Consider the following 22,890-nt stretch of genomic DNA (forward strand, 5'->3'; position numbering starts at 1 on the left):
GGGGCGACCTGCCGGTCCCCGGCGGGGGCGGGTCTGCCTTCCAGGATTCCCGAGGTGAGGAGGATGACGAGGCCGGCGAGGGGGACGACGACCAGCCCCAGGCGGATCGAGCTCGCGTCGGCGACCAGCCCGACCACGGGCGGCGAGATGAGGAAGCCGATCCTCAGCAGGAACGCGGTGATCGTGATCCCCGCCCCCGGCCACAGCCCGGGTATCTCGTCCGCGGCGTGGAACGCGGCCGGGATCAGGGTGGCGATGCCGAGCCCCGCCAGCCCGAAGCCGACCACGGTGCTGGGCACCGAGGGCCACACCAGGGCGGATCCCATGCCGGTGACGACCAGCAGCCCGCCCAGCCGGGAGGTGGTGCGCTCGCCCAGCCGGTGAACGACCCGGTCCCCCAGGAGGCGGCCGACGGTCTGCATCCCCTGGAGCGACGCGAAGCCCAGCCCGCCGACCACGGCGTTGGCCGCCAGCTCGTCGCGCAGGTAGACCGAACCCCAGGAGGCGCCCGAGTCCTCGACCGCCGCCGCGGCTCCCGCGAGCAGGCCGAGCACGGCCAGCAGCTTCAGCACCGGCCAGTGCAGGCCCCCTCTGGCCGCCGTCGCGTCGCCGCTCTCGGGCCGCTCCCGTTCCGCGTCGTCGGCGCCCGGCAGCAGGGACCGGGAGGCCACCGCGGCGGCCACCACCGTCAGGGCCCCGGCCACGGCCAGGTGGGTGCCCAGCGGAATCTCCGCCTGGGCCGCGGCTGCGCCCGCCAGGCCGCCGAGGACCGCGCCGACGCTCCACAGGCCGTGGAAGCTGTTGAGGATCGACCGGCCGTAGACCCGCTGGACCCGCAGGCCGTGGGCGTTCATGGAGACGTCGGTGATCGCGTCCAGGCTGCCCGCGGCGAACAGGGCCGCGCACAGCAGCGCGAAGCCGGGCGCGGTGCCGACGAACACGACGTTGACGCCCATCAGCGCCAGCGAGACCACGGCCGTCCACGCCGAGCCGAACCGCTTGATCAACGGGCTCGCCAGCAGCCCGACGACCAGCGCGCCCAGCGGCATCGCGGCGATCGCGGTGCCCAGGGCGGCGTTCGACAGGTCGAGATCCGCCTTGATCTCCGGGTAGCGGGGCACCACATTGGCGAAGACGAACCCGTTGGTGAAGAAAAGGGTGGCGACGGCCACTCGCGCCTTGACGGCTCCGCCGACGGCAGTGCTCATGGTTCTCTTCCGGACTGCGATCGGGTACACCGGGCGGTCGATCATCATACATATGGCCGATGGGTGCGGAAATGCCACCACCTCTCCGCACCGCCCGCGGGCTCAGGACAGGGCGGTGGCCTGGTAGAGCGACTGCGCGGGGATGCGGCGCAGGCCGGTGCGGCGCGGCGGGGAGAACCCCGCCTCGGTCAGCCACCCGGTGAGCTGCTCCGGGCTGTAGACCGCGGCGCCCGAGCTGAGGTGGAAGAACAGCCCGAGGCAGGACGCCGACGCGCTCGGGCGGCGGCGGCGGCGGTGGCCCTCCCGCTCCCGGAAGAGGTCGAGGATGGCGAGGCCGCCACCCGGCCGCAGTGCCGCGTGGGTCCGGCGGAAGAGGGCCAGGATCTCCTCGGGCTGGAAGTGGTGGATGAGGTTGCCGCACAGGGCCAGGTCGTGACCGGTGCCCAGGTCCGTCTCGCGGAGGTCGCCCTCCTGGAAGTCGACCAGCCGCCCCTGGCCCGTGCCCGCCAGGAGGTCCCGGCCGACGGCCGCGCTCCCGGGGAGGTCGACCACGAGGGCCCGCATCGGAGGGTTCCGCCGGCACAGCTCGGCCGCGAACCAGCCGTGTCCCCCGCCGAGGTCCAGCATGCTGCGCGCGCCCGGGGGCACGCGCACGGCGGAGGCCAGCTCGGGGGCGCTGTAGCGGGCCAGCTCGTACTGTCCCGTGATGTAGTCCCGCCAGTACGGGGCGGCGGCCGGGGCGGTGTGGTGAGCGGCCGTTCCCCCGCCCCGGACGACGTCCGGCAGCCCGGCCCACCACTCCCAGTGCTCACCGCCCGCGGCCACGAAACGGCTCACGGACCGGTCGGAGCCGGGCACCAGCCAGCGGCGCGCGCGCCGGGTGGGTGCGTAGCGGCCCCCGCGCCGGCGCAGGTAACCGAGCGCCTCCAGGGCCTCGACCAGCAGCCGCGTCGGCTCGGGGCGCAGCGCCAGGTCGTCCGCCAGCGCCTCGGCGGTGGCCGGGTGCTCGGCCAGCCGCTCCAGGATCCCCAGCCGCGCCCCGGCGACGAGGACTCCGGACAGCGCCATGCCCGCCATGGACTCGAAGGCCGGAACGGGCGCCAGGCGCGCGCGGAGCGCGAGGCGTTCGGCGAGGGTCTCGCCCCGAATCGCCATCCGCATGGGCCGGTCCTCCCTCAGCGGGCGAGCTGGTCGACGACGGCGCGGAAGATCCACGGGGCCCGCGCGCAGCAGGGCAGCAGGGCGCCGCGCGCCGGTGGCAGGGCCGTCGCCAGCAGCAGCCCTCGCGTCAGCACCCGGTACCGGCGGGTGAGCTGGGCCCACCGCCGCTCGTAGAGCGCGGGGGCCTCCGCGACCAGCGCCGCGACCGCCGCCTCCGCCTGGGCGAGGGCGAGGCTGATGCCCTCGCCGGTCAGCGCGTCCTCGTACCCCGCCGCGTCGCCCACGAGCAGGGCGCGGCCCGCCACCCGCCGCAGCGGGGTGAGGCGCAACGGGCCCGCCCCGCGTACGGCGGAGGCCGGACGGGCACCCTCCAGGCGGGCCGCCAGCCCGGGGAAGCCGCCGAGCAGGGCCGCGTAGGCGCCCGGGCCGCCCAGGGCGTTGCCCCCGCCCGGCCGGTAGAGCACCGCGACATTGACCTGGTCGGGGCCGAGCGGAGTGACATACGCCTCCGTGCGCGGCCCCCAGATGACCTCGACCGCCTCGTTCCAGGGGACCACCCGCCAGTGACGGCGCAGCCCGAAGCGGCGCCGGCCGCCGGACCTGACCGGGATGCCGAGCTGGCGCCGCGACGCCGAGTGCAGCCCGTCCGCCGCGACCAGCCAGCGCGCGCGCACCCCCGCCGCCGTGACCCCGGCCGCGTCCTGGGCGATGCGCGTGACGCGCCGCGTGCTCCACTGCGCCCCCGCGGCCTTGGCGGCGATCGCGAGGCCGGCGTGCAGTTCCGTGCGCCGGACGCCCAGGCCGTTGCCCGAGCGGAACGGGGCGTGGACCCGCCGCCCCGAGAGGTCGGCGTAGTCGATGCCGGTGAGGGCCGCGCCCTCGGGGCGCACATCGAGGGCGGCGAGCCGGCGCACGCCCGCGGGCATGATGCCCTCGCCGCACGCCTTGTCCACCGGGCCCGTCCTCGGCTCGCAGATCAGCACGGACATCCCGGCCCGCGCGGCGTGCAGCGCGGTGGCGAGCCCCGCGGGGCCGCCGCCGACCACGAGCAGGTCGGCCTCGTAGCTGCCACGGCTCACGCGGCCAGCCTCAGCGCGGCGTTCTCCACCCGGAGCCTGACGGCGAGGACCGCCGCGTTGGCCAGGGTGAACAGCAGCGCCGTGGTCCAGGCCGTGTGAACGAGGGGCAGCGCGACGCCCTCGACCACCACCACGGCGTAGTTGGGGTGCCGGAACCAGCGGTAGGGGCCCCGGGACACCAGCGCCGTACCCGGCACCACGATGACGCGCGTGTTCCAGTGCCGTCCCAGGGAGCGCACGCACCACCAGCGCAGGGCCTGCGCGAGGACGGCCAGGCCCAGCGCGGCCCAGCCGAGAGCGGGGAGGAACGGGCGGTCGGCGAGCGTGACCTCCGCGAGGATGCCCACGAGCAGGGCGGCGTGGACCGCCGCCATGACGGGGTAGTGGCCCCGGCCGTACTCGACACCGCCCTGGGACTCGGCCCACCGGGTGTGCCGCCGCGAGACCACCAGTTCGGCCACGCGCTCCGCCGCCACGGCCGCGACGAGGGCGACCAGCCACATCGGCGTCCCCGGCATCTCAGGCCGCCACCAGGACGAGGGCGGCGTTCTGCCCCCCGAAGGCGAACGACGTGGTCAGCGCGGCGCTCATCGGAACGGTGCGCGGGCGGCCCACGACCAGGTCGAGGCCGAGCGCCGGGTCGCACGCGGCGGTGCCCCCCACCGGCGGCACGGTCTGCTCGCCGAGCGCCAGGACGGTCGCCGCGGCCTCGATCGCGCCCGAGGCCCCCAGGCAGTGCCCGGTCACCCCCTTGGTCGCGGTCACGGGCGGCGGATCGCCGAAGACCCGGCGCAGCACGGCGGCCTCCACCTCGTCGCCCAGCGCGGTGGCCGTGCCGTGCGCGTTGAGGTGGTCGATGTCCCACGGCCCCAGCCCCGCGTCCTCCAGCGCGTTGCGGATCGCCCGCTCCGCGCCGCGCCCCTCGGGGTGCGGGGCCGTCGTGTGATGCGCGTCGGCGGAGGCGCCGTACCCCCGCAGGCGGGCGCGGACCGGGGCGTTGCGCGCCCGCGCGTGCGCCTCCGACTCCAGCACCAGCACGGCCGCGCCCTCGCCCAGCACGAAGCCGTCGCGCTCCTCGGCGAAGGGCCGGCAGGCGCTCTGCCCGCCCCGGGCGCCGGACAGCACGCCCATGCGCGCGAAGCACGCCACGGCCATGGGAACGCGCCCCGACTCGCTGCCGCCGGCGAGGACCACGTCGCAGGTGCCCCCGCGCACCAGGTCGCGCGCCACGCCGATCGCCGTGGTGCCCGAGGCGCAGGCGCTGCCCGTCACGAAGTTGGGCCCCTGCGCGCCCACCCGGATCGCGATCTCCCCCGCGGCCATGTTGGGAACGCTGCGGGGCAGGGCGTAGGGGCTGACGCGCCGGGGCTGGCCGCGCCCCAGCCGGTCGAACTCCTCCTGGTACGTCTCCAGGCTGTTGCCGCCGACGCCGACGACCACCCCGACCCGTTCGGGCCGCCACCCGGACGGGTCGAGCTTCGCGTCGGCCAGCGCCCGGTCGGCGGCGGCCAGGGCGAGCCGGGTGAAGCTGTCCAGCCGTCTGCTCAGCCGCCCGCCGAGCTCCCGTTCCGCCTCGAAGTCCCGCGCCGGGCAGACGTGGTCGACCGGAAGCCCGGCCAGGGCGGGGTCGGCGGAGGCGGTCGGGGCCCCGGAGCACAGGCCGAGCCAGAACTCCTGCGCGTTCGACCCGGCCGGGGTCACCAGGCCCAACCCGGTGACCGCGACCTCAGCCGCCCGCATGGGCCGCCTTGTCGTCGGCGGCGGACCGGGCCAGCGCCTCGAGGGCGAGGGCGGCCTGCGCCAGCGTCGTGTCGGCGTCGATGCCCTCGACGTCGGAGGGGAGTTCGAGGCCGAGGTCGTTCTCGACGGCGACGACCAGCTCGACCATGGCCAACGAGTCGACGTCGAGCTCGCGGAACGTCTGGTCCGGGCGCAGACCTGCCGGTTCGACGGCGATCTGCTCAGCGAGGAGGGAGATCAACCGCTCCTGGAATACCGAGGCCGTGGGAGACATGTACCGGGCTCCTTCGTGGGGGTTGCGCTGCGGACGCCCCTGCGGGCGTGGCCGCGGACGGGGAGATCTTGCGTGCGCCGGTCGGGGCGGTCCAGGCGGCGCGCCCCACCGGCCGGCCGTTGTCACCAGCGCAGCAGCACCAGCTCGCTGGCGAATCCCGGGCCCATGGCCGTCATGAGCCCCGCGGAGCCGAACGGCGGCGGAGCGGCCATCGCGGAGCGGAGGACGTCGAGCACCGAGGCCGACGAGAGGTTGCCGCGCGAGGCCAGGGAGTGCCGGGTGTGGTCCATCGCCCGCGGGGGCAGCCCGAGGGCGCGCTCCACGGCGTCGATCACCTTGGGGCCCCCGGGGTGGCAGACCCACGAGGCGACGCCCTCCGTCGTCATCCCGTGGTCGAGGAGGAACCCGTGCACGTCCTTCGGCAGCTCCGCCTCCGCGACCACGGCCACGTTCGGCGAGAGGATGATGCCGAACCCGTCGGAGCCGATCCGCCACCCCATCACGTCCCCGCTGTCCGGGTAGAGCCTGCTGCGCGAGCCCAGGACGCGGGGGCCCTCGGGGACCTCGTGACCGAACCGGGCGCCGACCGCGACCACGGCCGCCGCGCCGTCCCCGAACAGGCTGGCCGCGACGAGATTCGCCATCGAGACATCGGAGCGCTGGACGGTCAGCGAGCACAGCTCCACGGCCAGGAGCACCGCCACCTGGTCGGGGAACGCGCGGAGGTAGTCGTGCAGCCGGGCGACCCCCGCGGCCCCGGCCGCGCACCCGAGGCCGAACAGCGGGATGCGCTTGACGTCCTCGCGCAGGCCGAGCCGCTGTACCAGCCGGGCCTCGACCGAGGGAACCGCCAGCCCGGTGACCGTCGTGCTGATCACCGCGTCGACCTCCTCGGGCCGCACCCCCGCGGTCTCCAGGGCGGTGCGCAGCGCCCGCTCCCCGAGGTCGAGGGCCGCGGCGAGCCAGGCGCCGTTGGCCCCGGTGAAGCCGTCGAGGGAGGGGTACTCCCCGAGGGGGAGCGCGAGGTGCCGCGTGCGGACCCCCGTGTTCGCGGAGATCTTGCGAAGGACGCGGCGCATGTCCCCGTCACCGCCCAGGCACGCGTCCGCGAACGCCTCGATGATCTCTTCCTGCGCGTAGCGCAGCGCGGGCACGGCCACTTCCGCCGCCGCGATCCGCGGGGCGCCCTCGGGGTCGTCGGGACGACCCGGCGGGGCCCCTGGGGGGCTGTGCACGGTACGGCGCATGCAGCATCTCTCTGTGACCGATGACGACAATGCGCAAACCATAGATACCGAAAAGCCGCGGATGCTCCAGACATAACGTATGCACCTATAAGTAATACTGCGCTGGCCCGGCAGCCGGGAGGGGTCCCGGACCCCCCGCCCTAGCGTCGTCCGCGGGTCACGCCCCCGGCGAAGGAGGAGACGACATGGAGTCGTTCAGCAGAGCGTGCCGTGGTCGGCCGGAGGGCGGCGCCGCCCTCCGGCCGCTGATCAGCGGCCCGGCCCTCCGGGCCACCGCGTCGACCGCGTGGGCGGTGCGGCGCCACCCCGGGTGTTCCGGGGGACGCCCGGCCCCGGTCCGGGGGGCTCAGCGCACCGGGCGGTAGGTCGCGATGACCACCCCGCTGCTGGTCGGCCGGGCGCTCACCAGCGCGAGCTTCTTCAGCGCGGCGTCCTCGGCGAACAGCCTCCGGCGCCCCTCACCGGCGATCACCGGGTGGATGAGCAGCACCAACTCGTCGAGCAGGTCCCGCTCCAGCAGGGACCGGACCAGCGTGGGGCTCCCGGCGACCGATATCCCCTTGCCCTCGCCCTCCTTGAGCCGCTGGACCGCGGTCGTCAGGTCGCCACGGATCAGCGTGCTGTTCGCCCACTCGCCGACGTCCTCCAGCGTGGTGGAGGCGACGTACTTGGGCGCGTTGTTGATCCAGTCGGCGAAGCCCGCGTCCTCGCCACCGGTCACGGTGGGCCAGTACCCGGCCCACTCGGAGTAGGTCACCCGGCCGAGGAGCACCGTGTCGGTGGTCTCCAGCGTCGTGGCCAGCGACGCGCCCATCTCCTCGTCGAAGGCGAACTGCCACTGGTCCGGTGACTCGACGACCCCGTCGAGCGAGATGAACAGACCCGAGACGACCTTGCGCATGATGATGACCTTCCTGTTCCTGGACCGAGCGCCCCCAGGCTAGGCGACCGGAAACGCGCCGGTCCCGCACGGAAACGACAGCGGCGTCGGCGCTCGTGACGGACAGCTCACCGGCGCCGGCGCCCCGCCCGTTCCCGTGCCGATCGGGCGGGTCAACGTCATGGCGCGCGCCTCCGGCATATTCACTCCTTAGGAGCTGGCGAGGGGTGGCGATTGCCGGAACTGTGCGTGTTCGCCTGCCTGTTGACCCATAGCGTGGCCTTGCTCCCCTCTGCCCCGCCTCCGAAGGACGCCGATGTCAGAACAGCCACGCCCCGGCAGGCTGGTGTGCCTGGCCGTGCTGCCCGCCGCCCTGGTCGCCGCGATCGCCGCCGCGGCCCTCGCCTCCGGCCCGGCGGGACCCCTGACGGCCGTCGCCGCCGCGCTCACCGGCGCCGTGCTGGGCGGAGCCGCCCTCGCCGCCGTCGGCGAGGCCAGGGCGGCCACGGCCCGGCTCACCGCGCTGCGCCGGCGCGCGGCCAGGGGCCGCGTCGAACTCCAGGCGCTGCTCGGCAAGGTGGAACGCGGCGAGCGGGTCAAGCCTCCCGAGGGCCCGCCGCCCGCCGACCCCTCCGAGGACCCGGTCGACCAGCTCCGCCACGAGATCGAGAGCGCCCGTCATGCCGCCGAGTCCGCGGTCTTCCAGGCCGTCGCCGCGGCGGGGCGCGTCGGAGGCGGCGACGAGCGGGTGGAGGTCTTCGTCAACCTCGCGCGCCGCATGCAGTCGTTCGTGGACCGCCAGATCGAGTACCTCGACGAGCTGGAGGGCGAGGTGGAGGACCCCGACCTGCTCAAGGGCCTGTTCCACATCGACCACCTGGCCACCCGGCTGCGGCGGCACGCGGAGAACCTGGCGGTCCTGGGCGGCGCCGTCTCCCGCCGCCGGTGGATCCGCCCGGTCGGCATGTCCGAGGTGCTGCGCTCCTGCGTCGCCGAGGTCGAGCACTACGCCCGGGTCAGGCTGGTGCCGCCCGCCGAGGGCACCCTCCGCGGCCACGCCGTCGCCGACGTCGTCCACCTCCTCGCCGAACTGGTCGAGAACGCCACCGGGTTCTCCGCCCCCCAGAGCCAGGTGCTGCTGCGCGCGCGACGGGTGCGGGCGGGCATCGCCATCGAGGTCGAGGACCGGGGCCTCGGCATGACCGCCACCGAGGAGAGCCGGATGAACGCGGTGCTCGCCGGGACCGACCGCCCGGCCGTCACCGAACTCCTCGACGACGGCCGCGTCGGCCTCTTCGTCGTGTCCACGCTGGCCAGGCGCCACGGCATCGCCGTGCGGCTCCAGGGCAACGTCTACGGCGGCGTCCAGGCGGTCCTGCTGCTGCCGCACGACCTGCTGGACCCGGGGAACGCGGGCCGCCACGCCCCGTACCGCGCGATCAGGACCGCGGGAACGGAGGCCGCCCGCGTGCCGCGGCCCCCCTCGCCCGAGGACCCGCCCCGCGTCGCGCTGCCCCATGCGCAGCGGGCGCAACTGCCCACCTCCCTCAGCTGAACGCACCGCGGAGCGCCCATGTTCACCCTGGCCTACGACCCCACCGGCCGTCTGCTGCTCACCCCGGAGGACCCGGACGCCCCGGCCAGGACCCGGCGGCTGCGGGAGCTGGGCGTGGCCGTCGGCGACGAGCCGGTGCCCGCGTGGGACGCGGTGGCGCGCCGCCTCGCCCACGCCACGGGAGCCGCCCGCGCGATGGTCACGCTGGTCGGCGAACACCGTCAGTTCTTCGCCGGACTGCATGTGTCCGAGGGGCCACGGGGACCGCGGTCCATGGCCAGGGACCGGGGCTTCTGCCCCTACGCCATCGTCCGCAGGAAGGCGCTGGTGCTGGACGACGTCGCCGACTACCCGCGCTTCGCGGGCAATCCCGTGGTGGACGAGGCCGGGGTGCGCTCCTACTGCGGCGCGCCCCTCCTCGAAGCCTCGGGCACGGCGCTGGCGGCCGTCGCCGTCGCGGACCTGGTGCCCAGGGCCTGGGGCCGGCACGGGGTGGCGGCGGTCAAGGCGGCGGCGGCCGAGCTGACCGGCCTCCTCCTGGCGGGCCGGGCGCCATGGCAGCCGCCCCACCCCCCTGAGGTCTAGACCGCCTCGTCCAGCCCGAAGAAGCCGATCGCCCGGGAGGCCATCCCGTCCACGAGCAGGCTGTGCCCGGTGCCGTACAGGCTGATCACCTCAAGGGGCGCCTGAACGCCGTCCGTTCCGTACCGCGCCCGCGTCCAGCCGGGCCGCGGCCGGTCGGTGAGGGCCGGGATCCGGCTCACGCCCAGGACGTCCGTCCACTGCCTGATCTGCTCGCGGAAGTTCGGGTAGCGCAGGATGTCGTCCTCGGTCCCGTGCCACAGCTGCATCCGCGGCCGTTCGCCCGCGTACCCGGGGAACGCGCCCCGCACCAGGTCGCCCCACTCGGCGGGCGACCTGCTGACGCGGCCCTGGGCGCAGTCGGCGTTCCACCCCGTGCCGTCCGTGGTCGCGAAGCAGCCGAACGGCACGCCCGCGAACGCCGCGCCCGCCCGGAACACATCCGGGTAGACGCCGAGCAGCACATTGGTCAGCATGGCGCCCGAGGACATCCCCGTGACGTACACCCGGTCCGGGTCGGCCCCGTGGGTGCGCACGACATGAGCCACCATCGACCGGACGGCCAGCGGGTCGCCGCCGCCGCCGCGCCGCAGCGCCTGCGGCGAGGACACGTCGAAGCAGCGGCTCGGCCGGGTGACGGAGGGGTAGACGACGATGAAGCCGTACCGGTCGGCGAGCGAGGCGAACTCCGTGCGCAGGTGGAACACGGGACCCGAGCCGTCGCAGTAGTGCGCGGCCACCAGGACCCCGGGCCGCTCGGCGACGCCCTCGGGCACGTACAGGTACATGCGCAGGCCGCTCGGGTTCTCCCCGAAGTCCCGCACCTCGACCAGCGCCGCGGCCGACGCCGGGGGAGCCATCACCAGCGCCCCCGCGAGCAGGGGGAAGATGCCGCAGAGCACCGTGGCGAGAAGGGTGCGGACCGGCCGCCTGGCCCGGAACGTCATGGGATCGCCCTCCTGCGGCCCGGACTCCGGCGGGTCCGGGCAGGCGTGGACGTCCGGGCGCGCCGGGCCCGTGGGACGAGAAGACGGTGGGGTGGACCACCATCGTCGCACGAACGCCCGAGCGGCAGGGCCCGGCCCGTCCGCCGTCAGGCGCCCCCGTCGCCGAACCGCTCCCGGTAGGCGGCGACATCGTCGTCACCGATCTTGGTGAAGAGCACCGGCGGCACGGTGAACGGCGTCCCCGGCCGGATCGCGTCCAGCGCCCCTGCCTCCTCGGCCGTCACCCAACTCCCGGCGGACGCGGGGGAGTCGGCCCCCGCGCCGGTCCCGGAGGCGAACACCCCGGCGAGCGCCTCCGCGGTGAACGGGATCACCGGCGCCGAGACCACCGCGTACAGCCGGATCAGGTTCATCGCGGTGCGCAGCGTCAGCGCCGCGGCGTCCGGGTCGGTCCTGATCTCCTGCCAGGGCGCCTTCTCGTCGAGATACGCGTTCCCCGCGCTCCACAACGCGCGCAGCGCGAAGGCCGCCTTGCGGAACTGGAGCGCGTCGAGCTGCTCCTCGTACGCGGCCAGCAGCCGGGCCATCTCGCCGCCCAGGCGGCGCTCCGCGTCGCCCGCCGCGTGCCCCCCGGGGACCTCGTCGCCGAACCGCCTGCGCGAGAACGTCAGCACCCGGTTGACGAAGTTCCCCAGGGTGTCGGCCAGATCCTTGTTGACCACCGAGGCGAACAGCTCCCAGGAGAACGCCGCGTCGTCGGACTCGGGCGCGGCGGCGGTCAGGAAGTACCGCCAGTAGTCCGCGGGCAGCAGCTCGATCGCCGCGTCCCCGAAGACACCGCGGTTCCGCGAGGTGGAGAACTTCCCGCCGTAGTACGTCAGCCAGTTGAACGCCTTGACCTGGTCGACCTTCTTCCAGGGCTCCCCGGTCCCGAGCTCGGTGGCGGGGAACATGACCGTGTGGAAGGGAACGTTGTCCTTGCCCATGAACTCGGTGTACCGCACGGTGCCCTCGGACGCGTACCACCAGGAGCGCCAGTCGCGCTCCTCGCCCCCGCCCGCCGCGTCGGCCCACTCCCTGGTGGCGCCGATGTATCCGATCGGCGCGTCGAACCAGACGTAGAACACCTTGCCCTCGGCCGCCAGTTCGGGCCAGACATCCGCGGGCACGGGCACGCCCCACTCCAGGTCCCGCGTGATCGCCCGGTCCAGCAGCCCCTCCGTCAGCCACTTCCCGGCGATCGAGGAGGCCAGGGCCGGCCACCGGGCACCCGCCTCCTCCACGAACGCCGCCACCTCCTTCTCCAGGCGCGACTGGAGCAGGAACAGGTGCGTGGTCTCCCGCACCTCCAGGTCGGTGGAGCCGCTGATCGCGGACCTGGCGTCGAGGAGGCCGGTCGGTTCGAGCACGCGCGTGCAGTTCTCGCACTGGTCGCCGCGCGCCGCCTCGTAGCCGCAGTAGGGACAGGTGCCCGCGATGTAGCGGTCGGGCAGGAAGCGGCCGTCGGCGGGCGAGTACACCTGGCGGGTGGCCCGTTCCTCGATGAAGCCGCGCTCCTTCAGGCGGCGCGCGAAGTGCTGGGTCATCTCGGTGTTCCGCGCCGAGGACGTGCGGCCGAAGTGGTCGAAGCGCAGCCCGAAGCCGTCGTAGACCGCCCGCTGCGCCTCGTGCTGCCGCGCGCAGAACTCGGCGACCGGCAGCCCCGCCGCCCTGGCGGCCAGTTCGGCGGGGGTGCCGTGCTCGTCGGTGGCGCAGATGTAGAGGACCTCGTGCCCGCGCTGCCGCAGGTACCTGGCGTAGACATCGGCCGGGAGCATCGAACCGGCCATGTTCCCCAGGTGCTTGATTCCGTTGATGTACGGCAGCGCGCTGGTGATGAGGTGGCGGGCCATGCTCGGATGCTCCCATGGGTGAGAAAGAACGGCGGGCGGACGACCGCCTCGGGGACCAGGCGCATCCTATCCAGCCGAACGGGCCCCGACCTGCGGAGTTCCCGGCCCAACGACCCTGGCTCGTCATCGGCGTGCTCAGCGGCACGTCATACGACGCGGTGGACGCGGGCGTCGCCGAGATCGCCTTCGACGCCGCCGGCGACCTGGTGCTGCGCCCGCGCGGCCTGCACACCGAGCCCTACCCGGAGGCGCTGCGCTCGGAGCTCGCCGCCTGCCTGCCCCCCGCGGCCACCACCCTGGAGGCCGTGTGCCGCCTGGACACCGGGCTCGGGCGGTTCTTCGGCGAGGTCGCCGCCCGAGCGAACGCCGCGCTGGCCGGGGGCGCCGCCGACCTGGTGGCCTCGCACGGGCAGACCGTCTACCACTGGGTCACCGGCGCCCGCGCCCGGGGAACGCTCCAACTCGGCGGCGCGGCCTGGATCGCCGAGGCCACCGGGCTGCCGGTGGTCTCCGACCTGCGCACCCGCGACATCGCCCGCGGCGGCCACGGCGCGCCCCTGGCGGCGATGCTCGACGCCCTGCTGCTGCTCGACGGCGGTGACCGCGCGGGCGAACGGCGCGGCGCGCTGAACCTGGGCGGCATCGCGAACATCACCGCCCGCGGCGACCGGGGCCAGGTCCTCGCCTACGACCTGGGACCGGCCAACGCCCTCATCGACGCGGCCGTCGCCGAGGCGAGCGGAGGGGCGGAGCGGATGGACACCGGCGGCGCGCGGGCGGCGCGCGGCCGGGTGGACCGGGAGCTGCTGGCCGAGCTGCTGGGCGAGCCCTACTACCGGCTGGCGCCGCCCAAGTCGACGGGCAAGGAGCTGTTCCACGCGGCCTACCTGGCCGAACGCCTCGACGGGCGGGGGCGGCGCCCCGCTCCCGACGATCTGGTGGCCACCCTCACCGAGCTGACGGCCGAGCTGGTCGGCGCGGCCTGCCGCACGCACCGGCTGGCCGAGCTGGTCGTCTCGGGGGGAGGGGTGCGCAATCCGGCGCTGATGGGGAGGATCCGGGACCTGGCCGACCGCACGCGGATCAGGGAGGCCGAGGAGTTCGGCCTCGCCTCCCAGGCCAAGGAGGCGTATCTCTTCGCGCTGCTCGGCTTCCTCACCGTGCATGGCCTGACCGGGAGCGTTCCCTCGGCGACCGGCGCCTCGACGGCGGCGGTGCTCGGATCGATCACCCCGGGCGCGAGCCCGCTGCGCCTGCCGGAGCCCCGGGCGGGCCGGGGGCCACGGCGGCTGGTGATCGAGGGACGCGGCGGTGGGGGAGGGGAGGCGACGGGTGGTCAGACGGCCTCGGGGAGCCGCTCCGGGGGCCCGGGTCTCGCGTAGAACCAGCCCTGCGCCGAGTCGCAGCCCAGCTCGCGGAGCTGCTCGGCCTGGGCCGAGGTCTCCACGCCCTCCACCGTCACCGACAGGCGGAGGGTGTGGGCCAGCGAGACGATGCCCTCGACGATCTTCAGGTCCACGGGGTCGGCGGGGTCGCGCTGGAGGCCCTGGGTGAAGGAGCGGTCGAGCTTCAGGGTGCTGGCGGGGAGCCGTCTGAGGTTCGCCAGGTTCGAATAGCCGGTGCCGAAGTCGTCGAGCGCGATGCCCACGCCCAGCTCGGCGAGCTCGCGCAGGGGCCGCAGCTCGTTCTCGTCGGCGCTGATCATCGCCGTCTCGGTGACCTCCAGGCAGAGCGAGCTGGGCGGCAGCCCGGCCTCCTCCAGCACCGCGATGGTGTCCTGGACCAGCTCCGGATGGTGCAGCTGACGCGGCGAGAGGTTGACGTTGACCTTCAACGGGCGCGGGCCCCCGATGCCGCGCACCTGCCACTGGCACGCCTGCTGCACGGCCTCCTGGAGCACCCAGCGGCCGAGCGGCACGATGAGCCCGGTGTGCTCCGCCAGCGGGATGAACCGGTCGGGCCCCAGGACCCCGTGGCGCGGGTGGCTCCAGCGCACCAGCGCCTCGGCGCCCTCCAGGCTGCCGTCCTCCATCTTGACCAGCGGCTGGTACTCGATGAAGAACTCGGCGCCCTTCAACGCCGCCGGCAGGTGGTGCGTGAGGTGGTGGCGGCTGATGGCCCGCGCGTCGGAGTCGGGGTCGGCCACCGCGTACCGGTTGCCGCCCTCCGCCTTGGCCCGGTACATCGTGATGTCGGCGCTGCGCAGCACCTCGGCCGAGGTTAGCTGCTCGGTCGCGCCCTCCACGATGCCGATGCTGGCGCGCACCAGCAGCTCACGGCCGCCGACCTCGACGGGCGTGGACAGCGCCTCCAGCGCGCGCTCGGCGAGGTCGGTGACGGCGTCCGGGCTCTGCGGGTCGAGCAGCAGCGCCACGAACTCGTCGCCGCCGATGCGCGCGAGCATCTGGCCGGGGCCCGAGACGCAGGTCTGGAGCCGCTCGGCGACGCCGATCAGCAGCTGGTCGCCCACGGCGTGGCCGAGGCTGTCGTTGACCGCCTTGAAGCCGTCCAGGTCCAGGTAGCACAGGCCGATGCGGGTGGGCGCCGAGCCCGTGGCGAGGGCCTGTTCGAGGCGCTCGAAGAACAGCGAGCGGTTGGGCAGGTCGGTCAGGGCGTCGTGCGTGGCCTGGTACCGCAGCCGCAGGTGGAGCAGGCGGCGCTCCGAGACATCCTCGACCATCGCCAGCATGTAACGCGGCCGGCCCTCCGCGTCGCGCAGCAGCGAGACGGTCAGGTTCGTCCACAGCACGGTGCCGTCGGCTCGGCTGTACGCCTTCTCCATGTGGTAGTGCTCGCGCTCGCCCCGCATCAGCTCGCGCTGCATGCGCCACACCTCGGGGGAGTCCTCCGGGTGCGTCCACTCCAGGATGTTGCGGCTGCGGATGTGCGTGCCGGAGCCGCCGAACATCTGGGCGAGCGCGTCGTTCACGTCGAGGATGGTGCCGTCCATGTCGGCGATGCTGATGCCGAGGGCGGCGTCCTTGAACACCGTGCGGAAACGGGTCTCGCTCTCGTGCAGCGCGTTGGCCATCTCCGACTGCGCGGTGAGCGCCGCGACGGAGACCGCCTCCTGCTCGCTGCGGGTGCGCTCCTGGAGGGCGCGGGCGAACCCGGCCGAGATGGCGTGCTGGAGCCGGGCGCAGCGGGCGCGGGCCTCCTCGGCGGGCAGCTCGGCCGGGTCGAGGCAGTACAGCAGCAGATAGGAGTCGACCACGCCCAGCACGCTCGTCAGCGCGTCGGGCGCGGTGCAGTGCGCGGCGACCAGCGCCTCGCCGACCGCCCGGCCGGGCGAGGGGTCGAAGCGCGGCGCGCGGAGCGCGTCGCTCAGGCGGCGCGCCAGCGACACCAGCAGCCGCTCGAACTCGGGTCGGGTCATGGACGTCGCGGTGGCCGGGTAGACCGCGCGGCACCAGATGGTCGCGAAGCGCCGCAGCCCGTCGGGAGGCTCCCCGCTGACGTCGGCGTGGGGGAGGTCGGCCGCCCCCGAAGGCATAGAAGTCACGCTGTGCGCCCTACTCCCACGAAACCGCTGTACACGATCGGGTCCTCCTCGTCGACCGGCCCTTCGGGGCGCCAGTCGGGCAGCGCCACCAGGCCGGGCTCCACGAGCTCGTAGCCCTCGAAGAATCGGGCGATCTCCTCGAACGACCGCATGACGAAGGTCGAGCCCCCCCTGCGGTACACCTCGGAGACCTCCTCGCCCTGCTCGGTGGTGGCCGGGCCGCCGTCGGTCGAGGCGTGGCTGAGGACCAGCATGCTGCCCCGGGGCAGCGCGTCCCTGAACTCGGCGACCCGCTCGTACGGCTTGTCCTCGTCGTCCATGAAGTGCAGCAGCGCGACGAGCAGCACCGCCACCGGGCGGTTCGGGGCCAGGAGGTGCTGGACCGGCTCGGTCGCCAGCAGGGCGGCCGGGTCGCGGAAGTCGGCCGCCACGATCTCCACGCCCTCGATGTCCCTGACCACGGCCGTGCTGTGCGCGACGGCCACCGGGTCGTTGTCCACGTAGACCACGCGCGCCTCGGGACTGGCCTCCCGGGCGACCTCGTGCACATTGCCGAAGGTGGGAATTCCCGATCCGATGTCGAGGAACCGGGTGACACCCTCGGAAATCGCGTGGCGCACCGCGCGGCGCATGAAGGCACGATTCGCCTGAACGATCTTGGGGAGCCCGGGAAACGCGTCGAGGACCTTCCGCGCCGCCACCCGGTCCGCCTCGAAATTGTGGGAACCGCCGAGGTAGTAGTCGTACATCCGCGAGACGCTCGGCACGGACAGATCGATGCCGTGCGGTGCCCAGGCGGGTCGTTCCATCGACGTCTCCAATGTCCCCTGCATATGCGCGATGTGGGTCCAGCGGTCGAGACTACTGACCCGGCGCCAGATGAGGGAAGGAAACGGAGGATCAACATCCCCCTCCGGAGGGGTTACCTCTGCATCTGTCCGCAAATAGGCGATCGGCGGACCGATGGAATCAAGCCAAAGTCCTGGCTGATTCCCGGGGGGTGGCGGAGATTCAGAGGGACACCCCCCGGTCCCTGAGGTAGTCCAGCGGATCGACGTCGGTGCCGAACGCCTCGCCCGTCCGGATCTCGAAGTGCAGGTGAGGACCCGAGGAGTTCCCCGTGGAGCCCGAACGCCCCACCCGCTGGCCGCTGCTGACGGGCTGTCCCTCGGAGACCGAGATGGCCGAAAGGTGGGCGTACTGGCTGAACTTGCCGTCGGGGTGTTTGACGATCACCTCGTATCCGAAGGAGCCGGCCCAGCCCGCGGAGACCACCTCGCCGTCGGTCACCGACGTCACCGAGGTGCCGGTGGAGACCGGAAAGTCGACACCCGTGTGGTACCCGAGGGACCAGGAGCCCCCCGAGGCGTGGTAAGCGGTTCCGGTGCCGCCGCTCACCGGCGCGGTGTAGGCGGCGGCCGGCTCCTCGGCCCGCTCGCCCTGCGGCTCCTCCGCGGGCCGCTCGGGCTCGGGTTCGGGCTCCGGAGCCTCCTGCCGCTCCTCCGGCTCCTCGCGCTCGGCCTCGGCCTCGGCTTCCGGCTCGGGCCGGGGCTCCTCGGCGCGCTCGCGCAGGGCAAGGCGCTGGCCCGGGAAGATCAGGTCCGGGTCGCCCCCGACCGTGGCGCGGTTCAGCTCGTACAGCGACTGCCAGCCGCCGCCGACCTCGTTCGACCTGGCGATGCCCGACAGCGTGTCCCCGCTGATCACCTCGTAGAGGTCACCGGACCGCTCGCCGGGCCGCGTTCCGGGCGCCGCCGCCTGCTGCGCCCGCGGCTCGGACGCCGCCTCCGGTGCCGCCTCCGGCTCCGCGGCGGGCTCGGGGGCGCGCTCCGGGCTGATCCGCGGCGGGGCGCCGTCGCGCGTCAGCCCCGCTTCGGCCGAGCAGGTCGGCCAGGCGCCGGGGCCCTGCTCCGCCAACACCCGTTCGGCGACGGCGATCTGCTGCTCCTTGGTCGCCAGGTCGGCCCGGGGCGCGTACTCGGCGCCGCCGTACGCCTCCCACGTGGACTGGAGGAACTGGAGCCCGCCGAAGAACCCGTTGCCCGTGTTGACGCTCCAGCGGTTGCTGCTCTCGCACTCGGCGACCTCCTCCCAGGTCTCCACCGAGGCGGCGCTCGCGGTGCCCGCCCCTATCAGCGGGATGGCCAGCCCGGCACCGCTCGCGGTGACGGAGAGCGAAGCCCGGGAAACGGCGCTCGGCCGGTACCTGCGGTGTCGTCCACGTGTGGTCATGGGCGGGTCCCTCCCCGAGCCGACTGCCCTGCGCCGTTCGCCAAATGGTCCCGTCAGATTATGACCTGATCACGGGAGTTGTACGGCGGATCAACGATATGGGTGCGGAATCGCCACGGCAAGGGAGCCTTGACCTCTCAGGCGCCCCACCAGGCACAAAAGGTGTTGCCGCACACCGGGGGCTCTTGTTCACAAGGGAGTGAGCGCGGCGCACGCCGCCCTTCCTCTTTATGTTCGTGGTGTCGGCCAGGCCATGCAGTATGAACTGGAAACCGGAACCGGCTCCTTCGTTCAGCCTGAGAAACTCATCGTCAAGGACTGCGCCGAGTTCCAGAGCACGTTCCTTCCCTGGATCGGCACCAAGCCGGCGCTCTCCGACGAGGAGATCCGCGTGCAGGTCACCACCCATGCCGACGCGCATCTGGAGCGTGGCCGTACCGCTGTAGCAGCGGGACCTGGTCGAGGTGGTGGCCAAGCTCACCCGGGTGGTCCGCGTCAAGGGGTAGACGGCCGTTCTCACCCGAACTGACGGCCGTCAGCCGAGGCCATGGGCTCCGACCGCGACCGGTGTTACGGTCGGAGCCCGGGTACGGACCATGCGAGGGAGCTCCCATGGAAGCCTTGTCCGATCTCCTCCCGCGCCTGGCCGGGGAGCGTGTCGTCGAGCCGCTGATCGTGTTCGACTCCCTGGAGCAGGCCCTCCACGCGGCGGACCGCTGCCCGGTCAGCTGCGTGTGCATCACCGGCACGGGCGGCAACTGCCAGGCCACGGGGAACAGTTACGCCCCGGCCTAGGTGGGAACGTGCGTGACGGCGGGGGCGACTGGGACGGCGAGGCACTGGTCAGGCGGGCCGGTGCCGGCGCGCACGCGCTGCGCGCCGGGGGGACCTGGATCACCGTCGTGCCCGCGGGCGTTCCGCTGGCCGAGCACGGCTGGAAGCTGCACGTCTCGGCGCGCCCCGGCACGTTCCCCGCGGTGGCCGCGGCGGTGCTGCCGGTGCTGCTGGCCGAGCGCTGCCACTTCAAGCTCGCCGCCTCCCGGGCGGCGCTGGTCCGGCTCAACGAGGGGCGTGACGCGCCCGCCTCGGTCGGCAAGGCCCTGACCGTCTACCCGGATCCGGGCCGGATCCGTCCGCTGGGGCTGACGCTGGCCCGGCTGCTCGCCGGCCACGAGGGGCCCCGGGTGCTCAGCGATCGGCGGGTCGCCGAGGACGCCCCCGTCTACTACCGGTACGGGCCGTTCGTGAGCCGCTGGTTCGCGGGGGAGCGGGGCAGCCTCGCCATCGGGATCAGGGGGCCCGGCGGGGAGTGGTTCGACGGCGTCGCCACGCTGGAGTACCGGCAACCGCCGTGGGCCGCCGACCCGTTCGGCGACGGAAGCGACGGAAGCGACGGGAGCGACGGGAGCGACGGGGCCGGCGGGCCGCCGGCCACGCTCGGCGGGCGGTACCGCCTCACCCGCGGGATCCACCGGGCCGCGCAGGGCAATGTGTTCCGGGCCGAGGAGCGCGGCACCGGGCGGCGCGTCGTCGTCAAGCAGGCCAGGGCCCATGTGGGGGAGGGGCGCTTCGGCGACGCGCGCACCCGCCTGCGCAACGAGCGCCGGGCGCTCACCACTTGCCACGGTGTGGACGGCGTGCCCCGCTTCCTCGACCACTTCGCGCACGGTCCCGACGAGTTCCTGGTGACCGACGACGTCGGGGCGCTCAACCTGCTGCACCACGTCCGCACCCATGGCGCGTTGCCCCCGGAGGCCCTGCGCCGGCTGGTCACCGCCCTGGCGGGCACCGTCGCCGCACTGCACGACCGCGGCGTGATCGTGCGCGACATCAGCCCGCGCAACGTGGTGCTGGGGCGGGAGCGCGCGTTCCTCGTCGACTTCGGGCTCGCGGCGCTGGGCGGGGCCCATCCGCCGGGCGGCACCGCCGGGTTCGCGCCCGCGGACCAGCTGCGGGGCGGCCCGCCGCGCCGCGCCGACGACTGCTTCGCCCTCGGGATGGTCCTCGGCTTCGCGGCCACCGGCATGCTCCCCGTGGCCGGGCCCGCCCCCCGCGAGCTGGCGCGGCGCCGGATGCTCCAGGCGCTGTCCCCGCCGCACGGCGCCGCCCCCGCGCATCTGGTGGCGGCGGTCGGCGCGTTGCTCGACCCGGGGGAGGGACGCGCCGAGGCGGCGCTGCGCGCGCTGGCCGCCGGGCGGTGGCCCGGCCGGGACAACGGGCCCGGCCCGCCGGCGCCGCCCCCGGTGGCGCCCCTCCCCGCCGACCCGGCGGCGGCGCTCGCCGGGCGCGTGCTCGACCTGCTGCTCGCCGGCGTCGAGCCGTATCTGCGGGGCGGCGACGGGCACGGCATCGGCTCGGTCGACGCCAGCCTCTACACCGGGAGCGCGGGCGTCGGGCTCGAACTGCTCCACCACCGTGACCAGCCGGGCGTCGACCGGGCGCTGGAGGGCCTGGTCCGCCACGCCCGCGCCGCGACCCGCCAGGTGCCCCCGGCCGAGGGCCTGTTCGCGGGCGCCACCGGCGTCGACCTCTTCCTCGCCCGCGCCCGCGCGGCCGGGTTGGACGCGGGGGGTGCCGAGGCGGGGGGCGTCGACGCGGGAGGCGCCCCCGAGCCGCACGACGATGTCTTCAGCGGGGCGGCGGGCGTCGGGCTCGGCCATCTGCTGCTCGCCGAGGCCACCGGGGACCCCGCCCACCTCGACGCCGCCCGCGGCCAGGCCGAGGTGCTGACGGCCAGGGCCGAGCCGCTCCTCGCCACGGCCGGGGAGACCGGGCTGCCGCCGGAGGCGGGGGTCGATCCCGCGGTCGGTTACGCCCACGGGCTGGCCGGGATCGTCGACTTCCTGGTGGCCCTCGCCGAGCGGACCGGCGACGCCGGCACCGGCCGGGCGGCGCACGCGCGCGCCCGGCGCCTGGCCCGGCGCGCGACCGAGCTCTCGGCAACCGTCGCGCGCCCCGCGGCCGTTCAGCTCGCCGTGTCCTGGTGCCAGGGGCTGGCCGGCGCGGCGCGGGCGCTGCACCACGCCCATCGCGTCCTGGACGAGCCGCAGTTCGGCCGGGCCGCCCGGCGGGCGGCGGAGGTCTGCGCCGCATGGGTGCCCCGCATGGAGAACCTGTCGCAGTGCTGCGGCGTCACCGGCGTCGGCAGCGCCCTCCTCGACCTGGCGCGCGGCGGCGACGAGCGGTATCTGGCCGCGGCCGGAGGGGTGGCGCGCCATCTGCTGGTGCGCAGCCACGGTCCGGACGACGCGCCGGAGCTCATCGGCAGGGGGCGCCAGGACGCCCCCTGCTCCTACGGGATGGGGTACGCGGGCATCCTGGCGTTCCTGCGCGGGCTCACGTCTCCCGGCGCGCCAGATCCGTTGGGGTCGCGACGGCCGTCGGGGCGGCCGTCGGGGCGCCCTCCGGCGCCGGCGTCTCGTGAGGCGCGGGAGCGGCCACCGTCCCGTCCGTGACCGCCGCGGTATCCGGCTCCCCGGCGCCGACCGTGGCTCGTTCCCCGGGACCGGCCGCCGCCGCCTTCCGTGGCGGGCGGAGCACGGCGAGGATGACGGCGAGGAACGCGCAGGCCACCAGGCCGTCCATCCAGTAGTGGTGGGCGGTGGCGACCACGGCGAGGATCGTGGTCAGCGGGTGGAGCAGCCACAGCCAGCGCAGCCGGGAGCGGCACGAGACGATCAGCGCGATGGCGATGAACACCGCCCACCCCACGTGCAGGGAGGGCATCGCGGCGAACTGGTTGGCCATGGAGTCGGGCTCCGGCTTGCCGTAGACGGCGGGGCCGTAGAGCAGGCCGGTGTCCACCATGCGGGCCTCGCCGAAGAGCCGGGGCGGCGCCAGGGGCACCAGCAGGTGGAGCACCAGGGCGGCGCTCGTCAGCCAGGTGAGCACCCAGCGGACCCAGAGGTAGTGCCCGGGACGGCGCCAGTACATCCATACGAGAAAGATGACCATGGCGGGAAAGTGCACGGTGGCGTAGTACACATTGATGCCGCGGATCAGCACCTCGCTGCGCATCACCAGATCCTGTACCCACGCCTCACTGGGCAGGCGCAGGGCCCGTTCGAGTCCCCATACGAGATCCGCATTCTCATGGGCGTCCCTGAACTGGCCGTTGGCCGCGCGGCGGCCGAACTTGTACGCCATGTACAGCGCGATGACCAGCGGGAGTTCACGGATGAGCGGGGGTCTGGACGACACCGCGGGCCGCTCCCGGTTCCGTGCGAAGAGATCTCGCTTCAGGACTCGTGGACTTGGCATAGGCAGTATTCCCGAATAACTGAGGTGGCGGTGCACGGGACCGTCACATGGCGCCGGGTGGGCTTCACGCTTCGATCTTCTGTTCCCCGCCGGGAGTTTACGTTGCTTCTGCCCCGGCCGGACGCCGCCACACGAGACCGGTCCCTTTCCGGCCCCGCGCGCGGGGCCGTCGCCTCGCCGTCGCCCTCCGTTCGCCGCCCCCGCGGGCCGGTCGTCGCGTGGGACGGCTTCCGGCCAGGTCACGGGCGCCCGGGCCCTGCTTTGTCCTCGTTGAGGGAAAAGTTCTAACGATTCGTGCAGAACTTCTTCCATCCCCGCCAGCCCACTGCTA

General features: G+C 74.4%; 20 protein-coding genes. 6 read left to right on the plus strand and 14 right to left on the minus strand.

Annotated features, from left to right (window positions below; translation table 11 throughout):
- The 8 genes from ADY01_RS08780 to ADY01_RS08815 form a co-directional block, all read right to left on the minus strand.
- Positions 1-1,208, minus strand: a 1,208-nt coding sequence (locus tag ADY01_RS08780; protein ID WP_049568559.1) for an MFS transporter, incomplete at its 3' end; no start/stop codon positions are given.
- 102 nt (positions 1,209-1,310) lie between these two features.
- A complete protein-coding gene (locus tag ADY01_RS08785; protein ID WP_049568498.1) occupies positions 1,311-2,369 on the minus strand; it encodes a class I SAM-dependent methyltransferase in 1,059 nt (352 codons plus the stop codon).
- A gap of 14 nt (positions 2,370-2,383) precedes the next feature.
- On the minus strand, positions 2,384-3,448 hold the full coding sequence (locus ADY01_RS08790; protein ID WP_049568500.1) for an NAD(P)/FAD-dependent oxidoreductase: 1,065 nt from the start codon (positions 3,446-3,448) through the stop codon (positions 2,384-2,386).
- A complete protein-coding gene (locus tag ADY01_RS08795; RefSeq protein ID WP_049568504.1) occupies positions 3,445-3,966 on the minus strand; it encodes an isoprenylcysteine carboxyl methyltransferase family protein in 522 nt (173 codons plus the stop codon). Before ADY01_RS08795 ends, ADY01_RS08790 begins: the two co-directional genes overlap by 4 nt.
- A gap of 1 nt (position 3,967) precedes the next feature.
- Complete coding sequence (locus ADY01_RS08800) at positions 3,968-5,188, minus strand: beta-ketoacyl-[acyl-carrier-protein] synthase family protein (protein ID WP_049568506.1); 1,221 nt, start codon at positions 5,186-5,188, stop codon at positions 3,968-3,970.
- Positions 5,175-5,462 carry an acyl carrier protein gene (locus ADY01_RS08805; RefSeq protein WP_049568510.1) on the minus strand — a complete coding sequence of 96 codons (288 nt, stop codon included), beginning with the start codon at positions 5,460-5,462 and terminating at the stop codon, positions 5,175-5,177. The genes ADY01_RS08800 and ADY01_RS08805 overlap by 14 nt, the downstream gene beginning before the upstream one ends.
- A gap of 122 nt (positions 5,463-5,584) precedes the next feature.
- A complete protein-coding gene (locus tag ADY01_RS08810; RefSeq protein ID WP_078900114.1) occupies positions 5,585-6,709 on the minus strand; it encodes a type III polyketide synthase in 1,125 nt (374 codons plus the stop codon).
- A gap of 346 nt (positions 6,710-7,055) precedes the next feature.
- Entirely contained in the window at positions 7,056-7,610 is a 555-nt protein-coding gene (locus ADY01_RS08815) for a dihydrofolate reductase family protein (protein ID WP_049568513.1), read from the minus strand.
- Positions 7,611-7,905: 295 nt separating this feature from the next.
- On the opposite strand from ADY01_RS08815, the gene ADY01_RS08820 reads away from it, so the two are divergent.
- Both ADY01_RS08820 and ADY01_RS08825 read left to right on the plus strand, forming a co-directional pair.
- Positions 7,906-9,144, plus strand: a complete 1,239-nt coding sequence (locus ADY01_RS08820; protein ID WP_159001049.1) for a sensor histidine kinase — start codon at positions 7,906-7,908, stop codon at positions 9,142-9,144.
- 27 nt (positions 9,145-9,171) lie between these two features.
- Positions 9,172-9,729 (plus strand): GAF domain-containing protein, encoded by a 558-nt coding sequence (locus tag ADY01_RS08825; RefSeq protein ID WP_049568570.1) that lies wholly within the window; start codon positions 9,172-9,174, stop codon positions 9,727-9,729.
- On the opposite strand, the gene ADY01_RS08830 is transcribed toward ADY01_RS08825, so the two are convergent.
- Together ADY01_RS08830 and metG are read right to left on the minus strand one after the other, a co-directional pair.
- Entirely contained in the window at positions 9,726-10,673 is a 948-nt protein-coding gene (locus tag ADY01_RS08830; protein WP_049568518.1) for an alpha/beta hydrolase family esterase, read from the minus strand. The genes ADY01_RS08825 and ADY01_RS08830 overlap by 4 nt on opposite strands.
- A 146-nt stretch (positions 10,674-10,819) precedes the next feature.
- Positions 10,820-12,565, minus strand: a complete 1,746-nt coding sequence (gene metG, locus ADY01_RS08835) for a methionine--tRNA ligase (RefSeq protein ID WP_049568521.1) — start codon at positions 12,563-12,565, stop codon at positions 10,820-10,822.
- A gap of 14 nt (positions 12,566-12,579) precedes the next feature.
- Here metG and ADY01_RS08840 point away from each other — a divergent pair, with 14 nt between their 5' ends.
- A complete protein-coding gene (locus ADY01_RS08840; RefSeq protein ID WP_078900115.1) occupies positions 12,580-13,947 on the plus strand; it encodes an anhydro-N-acetylmuramic acid kinase in 1,368 nt (455 codons plus the stop codon).
- Here ADY01_RS08840 and ADY01_RS08845 read toward each other — a convergent pair.
- From ADY01_RS08845 to ADY01_RS08855, 3 genes are all read right to left on the minus strand, one after another.
- Positions 13,902-16,058 carry a putative bifunctional diguanylate cyclase/phosphodiesterase gene (locus ADY01_RS08845; protein WP_049568525.1) on the minus strand — a complete coding sequence of 719 codons (2,157 nt, stop codon included), beginning with the start codon at positions 16,056-16,058 and terminating at the stop codon, positions 13,902-13,904. The genes ADY01_RS08840 and ADY01_RS08845 overlap by 46 nt on opposite strands.
- 5 nt (positions 16,059-16,063) lie before the next feature.
- On the minus strand, positions 16,064-16,876 hold the full coding sequence (locus ADY01_RS08850) for an SAM-dependent methyltransferase (RefSeq protein WP_049568529.1): 813 nt from the start codon (positions 16,874-16,876) through the stop codon (positions 16,064-16,066).
- A 202-nt stretch (positions 16,877-17,078) separates the two neighbouring features.
- Entirely contained in the window at positions 17,079-18,299 is a 1,221-nt protein-coding gene (locus ADY01_RS08855; protein WP_049568532.1) for a transglycosylase family protein, read from the minus strand.
- 199 nt (positions 18,300-18,498) lie between these two features.
- Between ADY01_RS08855 and ADY01_RS38955 the strand changes: the two genes are divergently transcribed.
- From ADY01_RS38955 to ADY01_RS08865, 3 genes are all read left to right on the plus strand, one after another.
- Positions 18,499-18,828: a hypothetical protein gene (locus tag ADY01_RS38955; protein ID WP_159001050.1), complete on the plus strand. Its 330-nt coding sequence runs from the start codon at positions 18,499-18,501 to the stop codon at positions 18,826-18,828.
- 83 nt (positions 18,829-18,911) lie between these two features.
- Positions 18,912-19,094 (plus strand): hypothetical protein, encoded by a 183-nt coding sequence (locus tag ADY01_RS38960; RefSeq protein ID WP_049568536.1) that lies wholly within the window; start codon positions 18,912-18,914, stop codon positions 19,092-19,094.
- Between the two features lie 8 nt (positions 19,095-19,102).
- The gene (locus tag ADY01_RS08865; RefSeq protein ID WP_049568539.1) at positions 19,103-21,754 is read left to right on the plus strand and encodes a lanthionine synthetase LanC family protein; all 2,652 of its coding nucleotides are present in this window, start codon (positions 19,103-19,105) and stop codon (positions 21,752-21,754) included.
- On the opposite strand, the gene ADY01_RS36820 is transcribed toward ADY01_RS08865, so the two are convergent.
- Positions 21,636-22,499 (minus strand): phosphatase PAP2 family protein, encoded by an 864-nt coding sequence (locus ADY01_RS36820; protein WP_234320139.1) that lies wholly within the window; start codon positions 22,497-22,499, stop codon positions 21,636-21,638. The genes ADY01_RS08865 and ADY01_RS36820 overlap by 119 nt on opposite strands.
- Positions 22,500-22,890: the final 391 nt, after the last annotated feature.

Origin of the sequence: Streptomyces sp. SBT349, assembly GCF_001083795.1 — a bacterium.
Lineage (GTDB): Bacteria > Actinomycetota > Actinomycetes > Streptomycetales > Streptomycetaceae > Streptomyces.

Bases quoted from the DNA above. Each gene is read 5' to 3' on its own strand.
- ADY01_RS08805 (WP_049568510.1), bottom strand. From the start codon at position 5,462: ATGTCTCCCACGGCCTCGGTATTCCAGGAGCGGTTGATCTCCCTCCTC.
- ADY01_RS08785 (WP_049568498.1), bottom strand. From the start codon at position 2,369: ATGCGGATGGCGATTCGGGGCGAGACCCTCGCCGAACGCCTCGCGCTC.
- ADY01_RS08840 (WP_078900115.1), top strand. From the start codon at position 12,580: ATGGGTGAGAAAGAACGGCGGGCGGACGACCGCCTCGGGGACCAGGCG.
- ADY01_RS08855 (WP_049568532.1), bottom strand. From the start codon at position 18,299: ATGACCACACGTGGACGACACCGCAGGTACCGGCCGAGCGCCGTTTCC.
- metG (WP_049568521.1), bottom strand. From the start codon at position 12,565: ATGGCCCGCCACCTCATCACCAGCGCGCTGCCGTACATCAACGGAATC.
- ADY01_RS08850 (WP_049568529.1), bottom strand. From the start codon at position 16,876: ATGGAACGACCCGCCTGGGCACCGCACGGCATCGATCTGTCCGTGCCG.
- ADY01_RS08795 (WP_049568504.1), bottom strand. From the start codon at position 3,966: ATGCCGGGGACGCCGATGTGGCTGGTCGCCCTCGTCGCGGCCGTGGCG.
- ADY01_RS08820 (WP_159001049.1), top strand. From the start codon at position 7,906: ATGTCAGAACAGCCACGCCCCGGCAGGCTGGTGTGCCTGGCCGTGCTG.
- ADY01_RS08810 (WP_078900114.1), bottom strand. From the start codon at position 6,709: ATGCGCCGTACCGTGCACAGCCCCCCAGGGGCCCCGCCGGGTCGTCCC.
- ADY01_RS08815 (WP_049568513.1), bottom strand. From the start codon at position 7,610: ATGCGCAAGGTCGTCTCGGGTCTGTTCATCTCGCTCGACGGGGTCGTC.
- ADY01_RS08845 (WP_049568525.1), bottom strand. From the start codon at position 16,058: ATGCCTTCGGGGGCGGCCGACCTCCCCCACGCCGACGTCAGCGGGGAG.
- ADY01_RS08800 (WP_049568506.1), bottom strand. From the start codon at position 5,188: ATGCGGGCGGCTGAGGTCGCGGTCACCGGGTTGGGCCTGGTGACCCCG.
- ADY01_RS38960 (WP_049568536.1), top strand. From the start codon at position 18,912: ATGGAAGCCTTGTCCGATCTCCTCCCGCGCCTGGCCGGGGAGCGTGTC.
- ADY01_RS08830 (WP_049568518.1), bottom strand. From the start codon at position 10,673: ATGACGTTCCGGGCCAGGCGGCCGGTCCGCACCCTTCTCGCCACGGTG.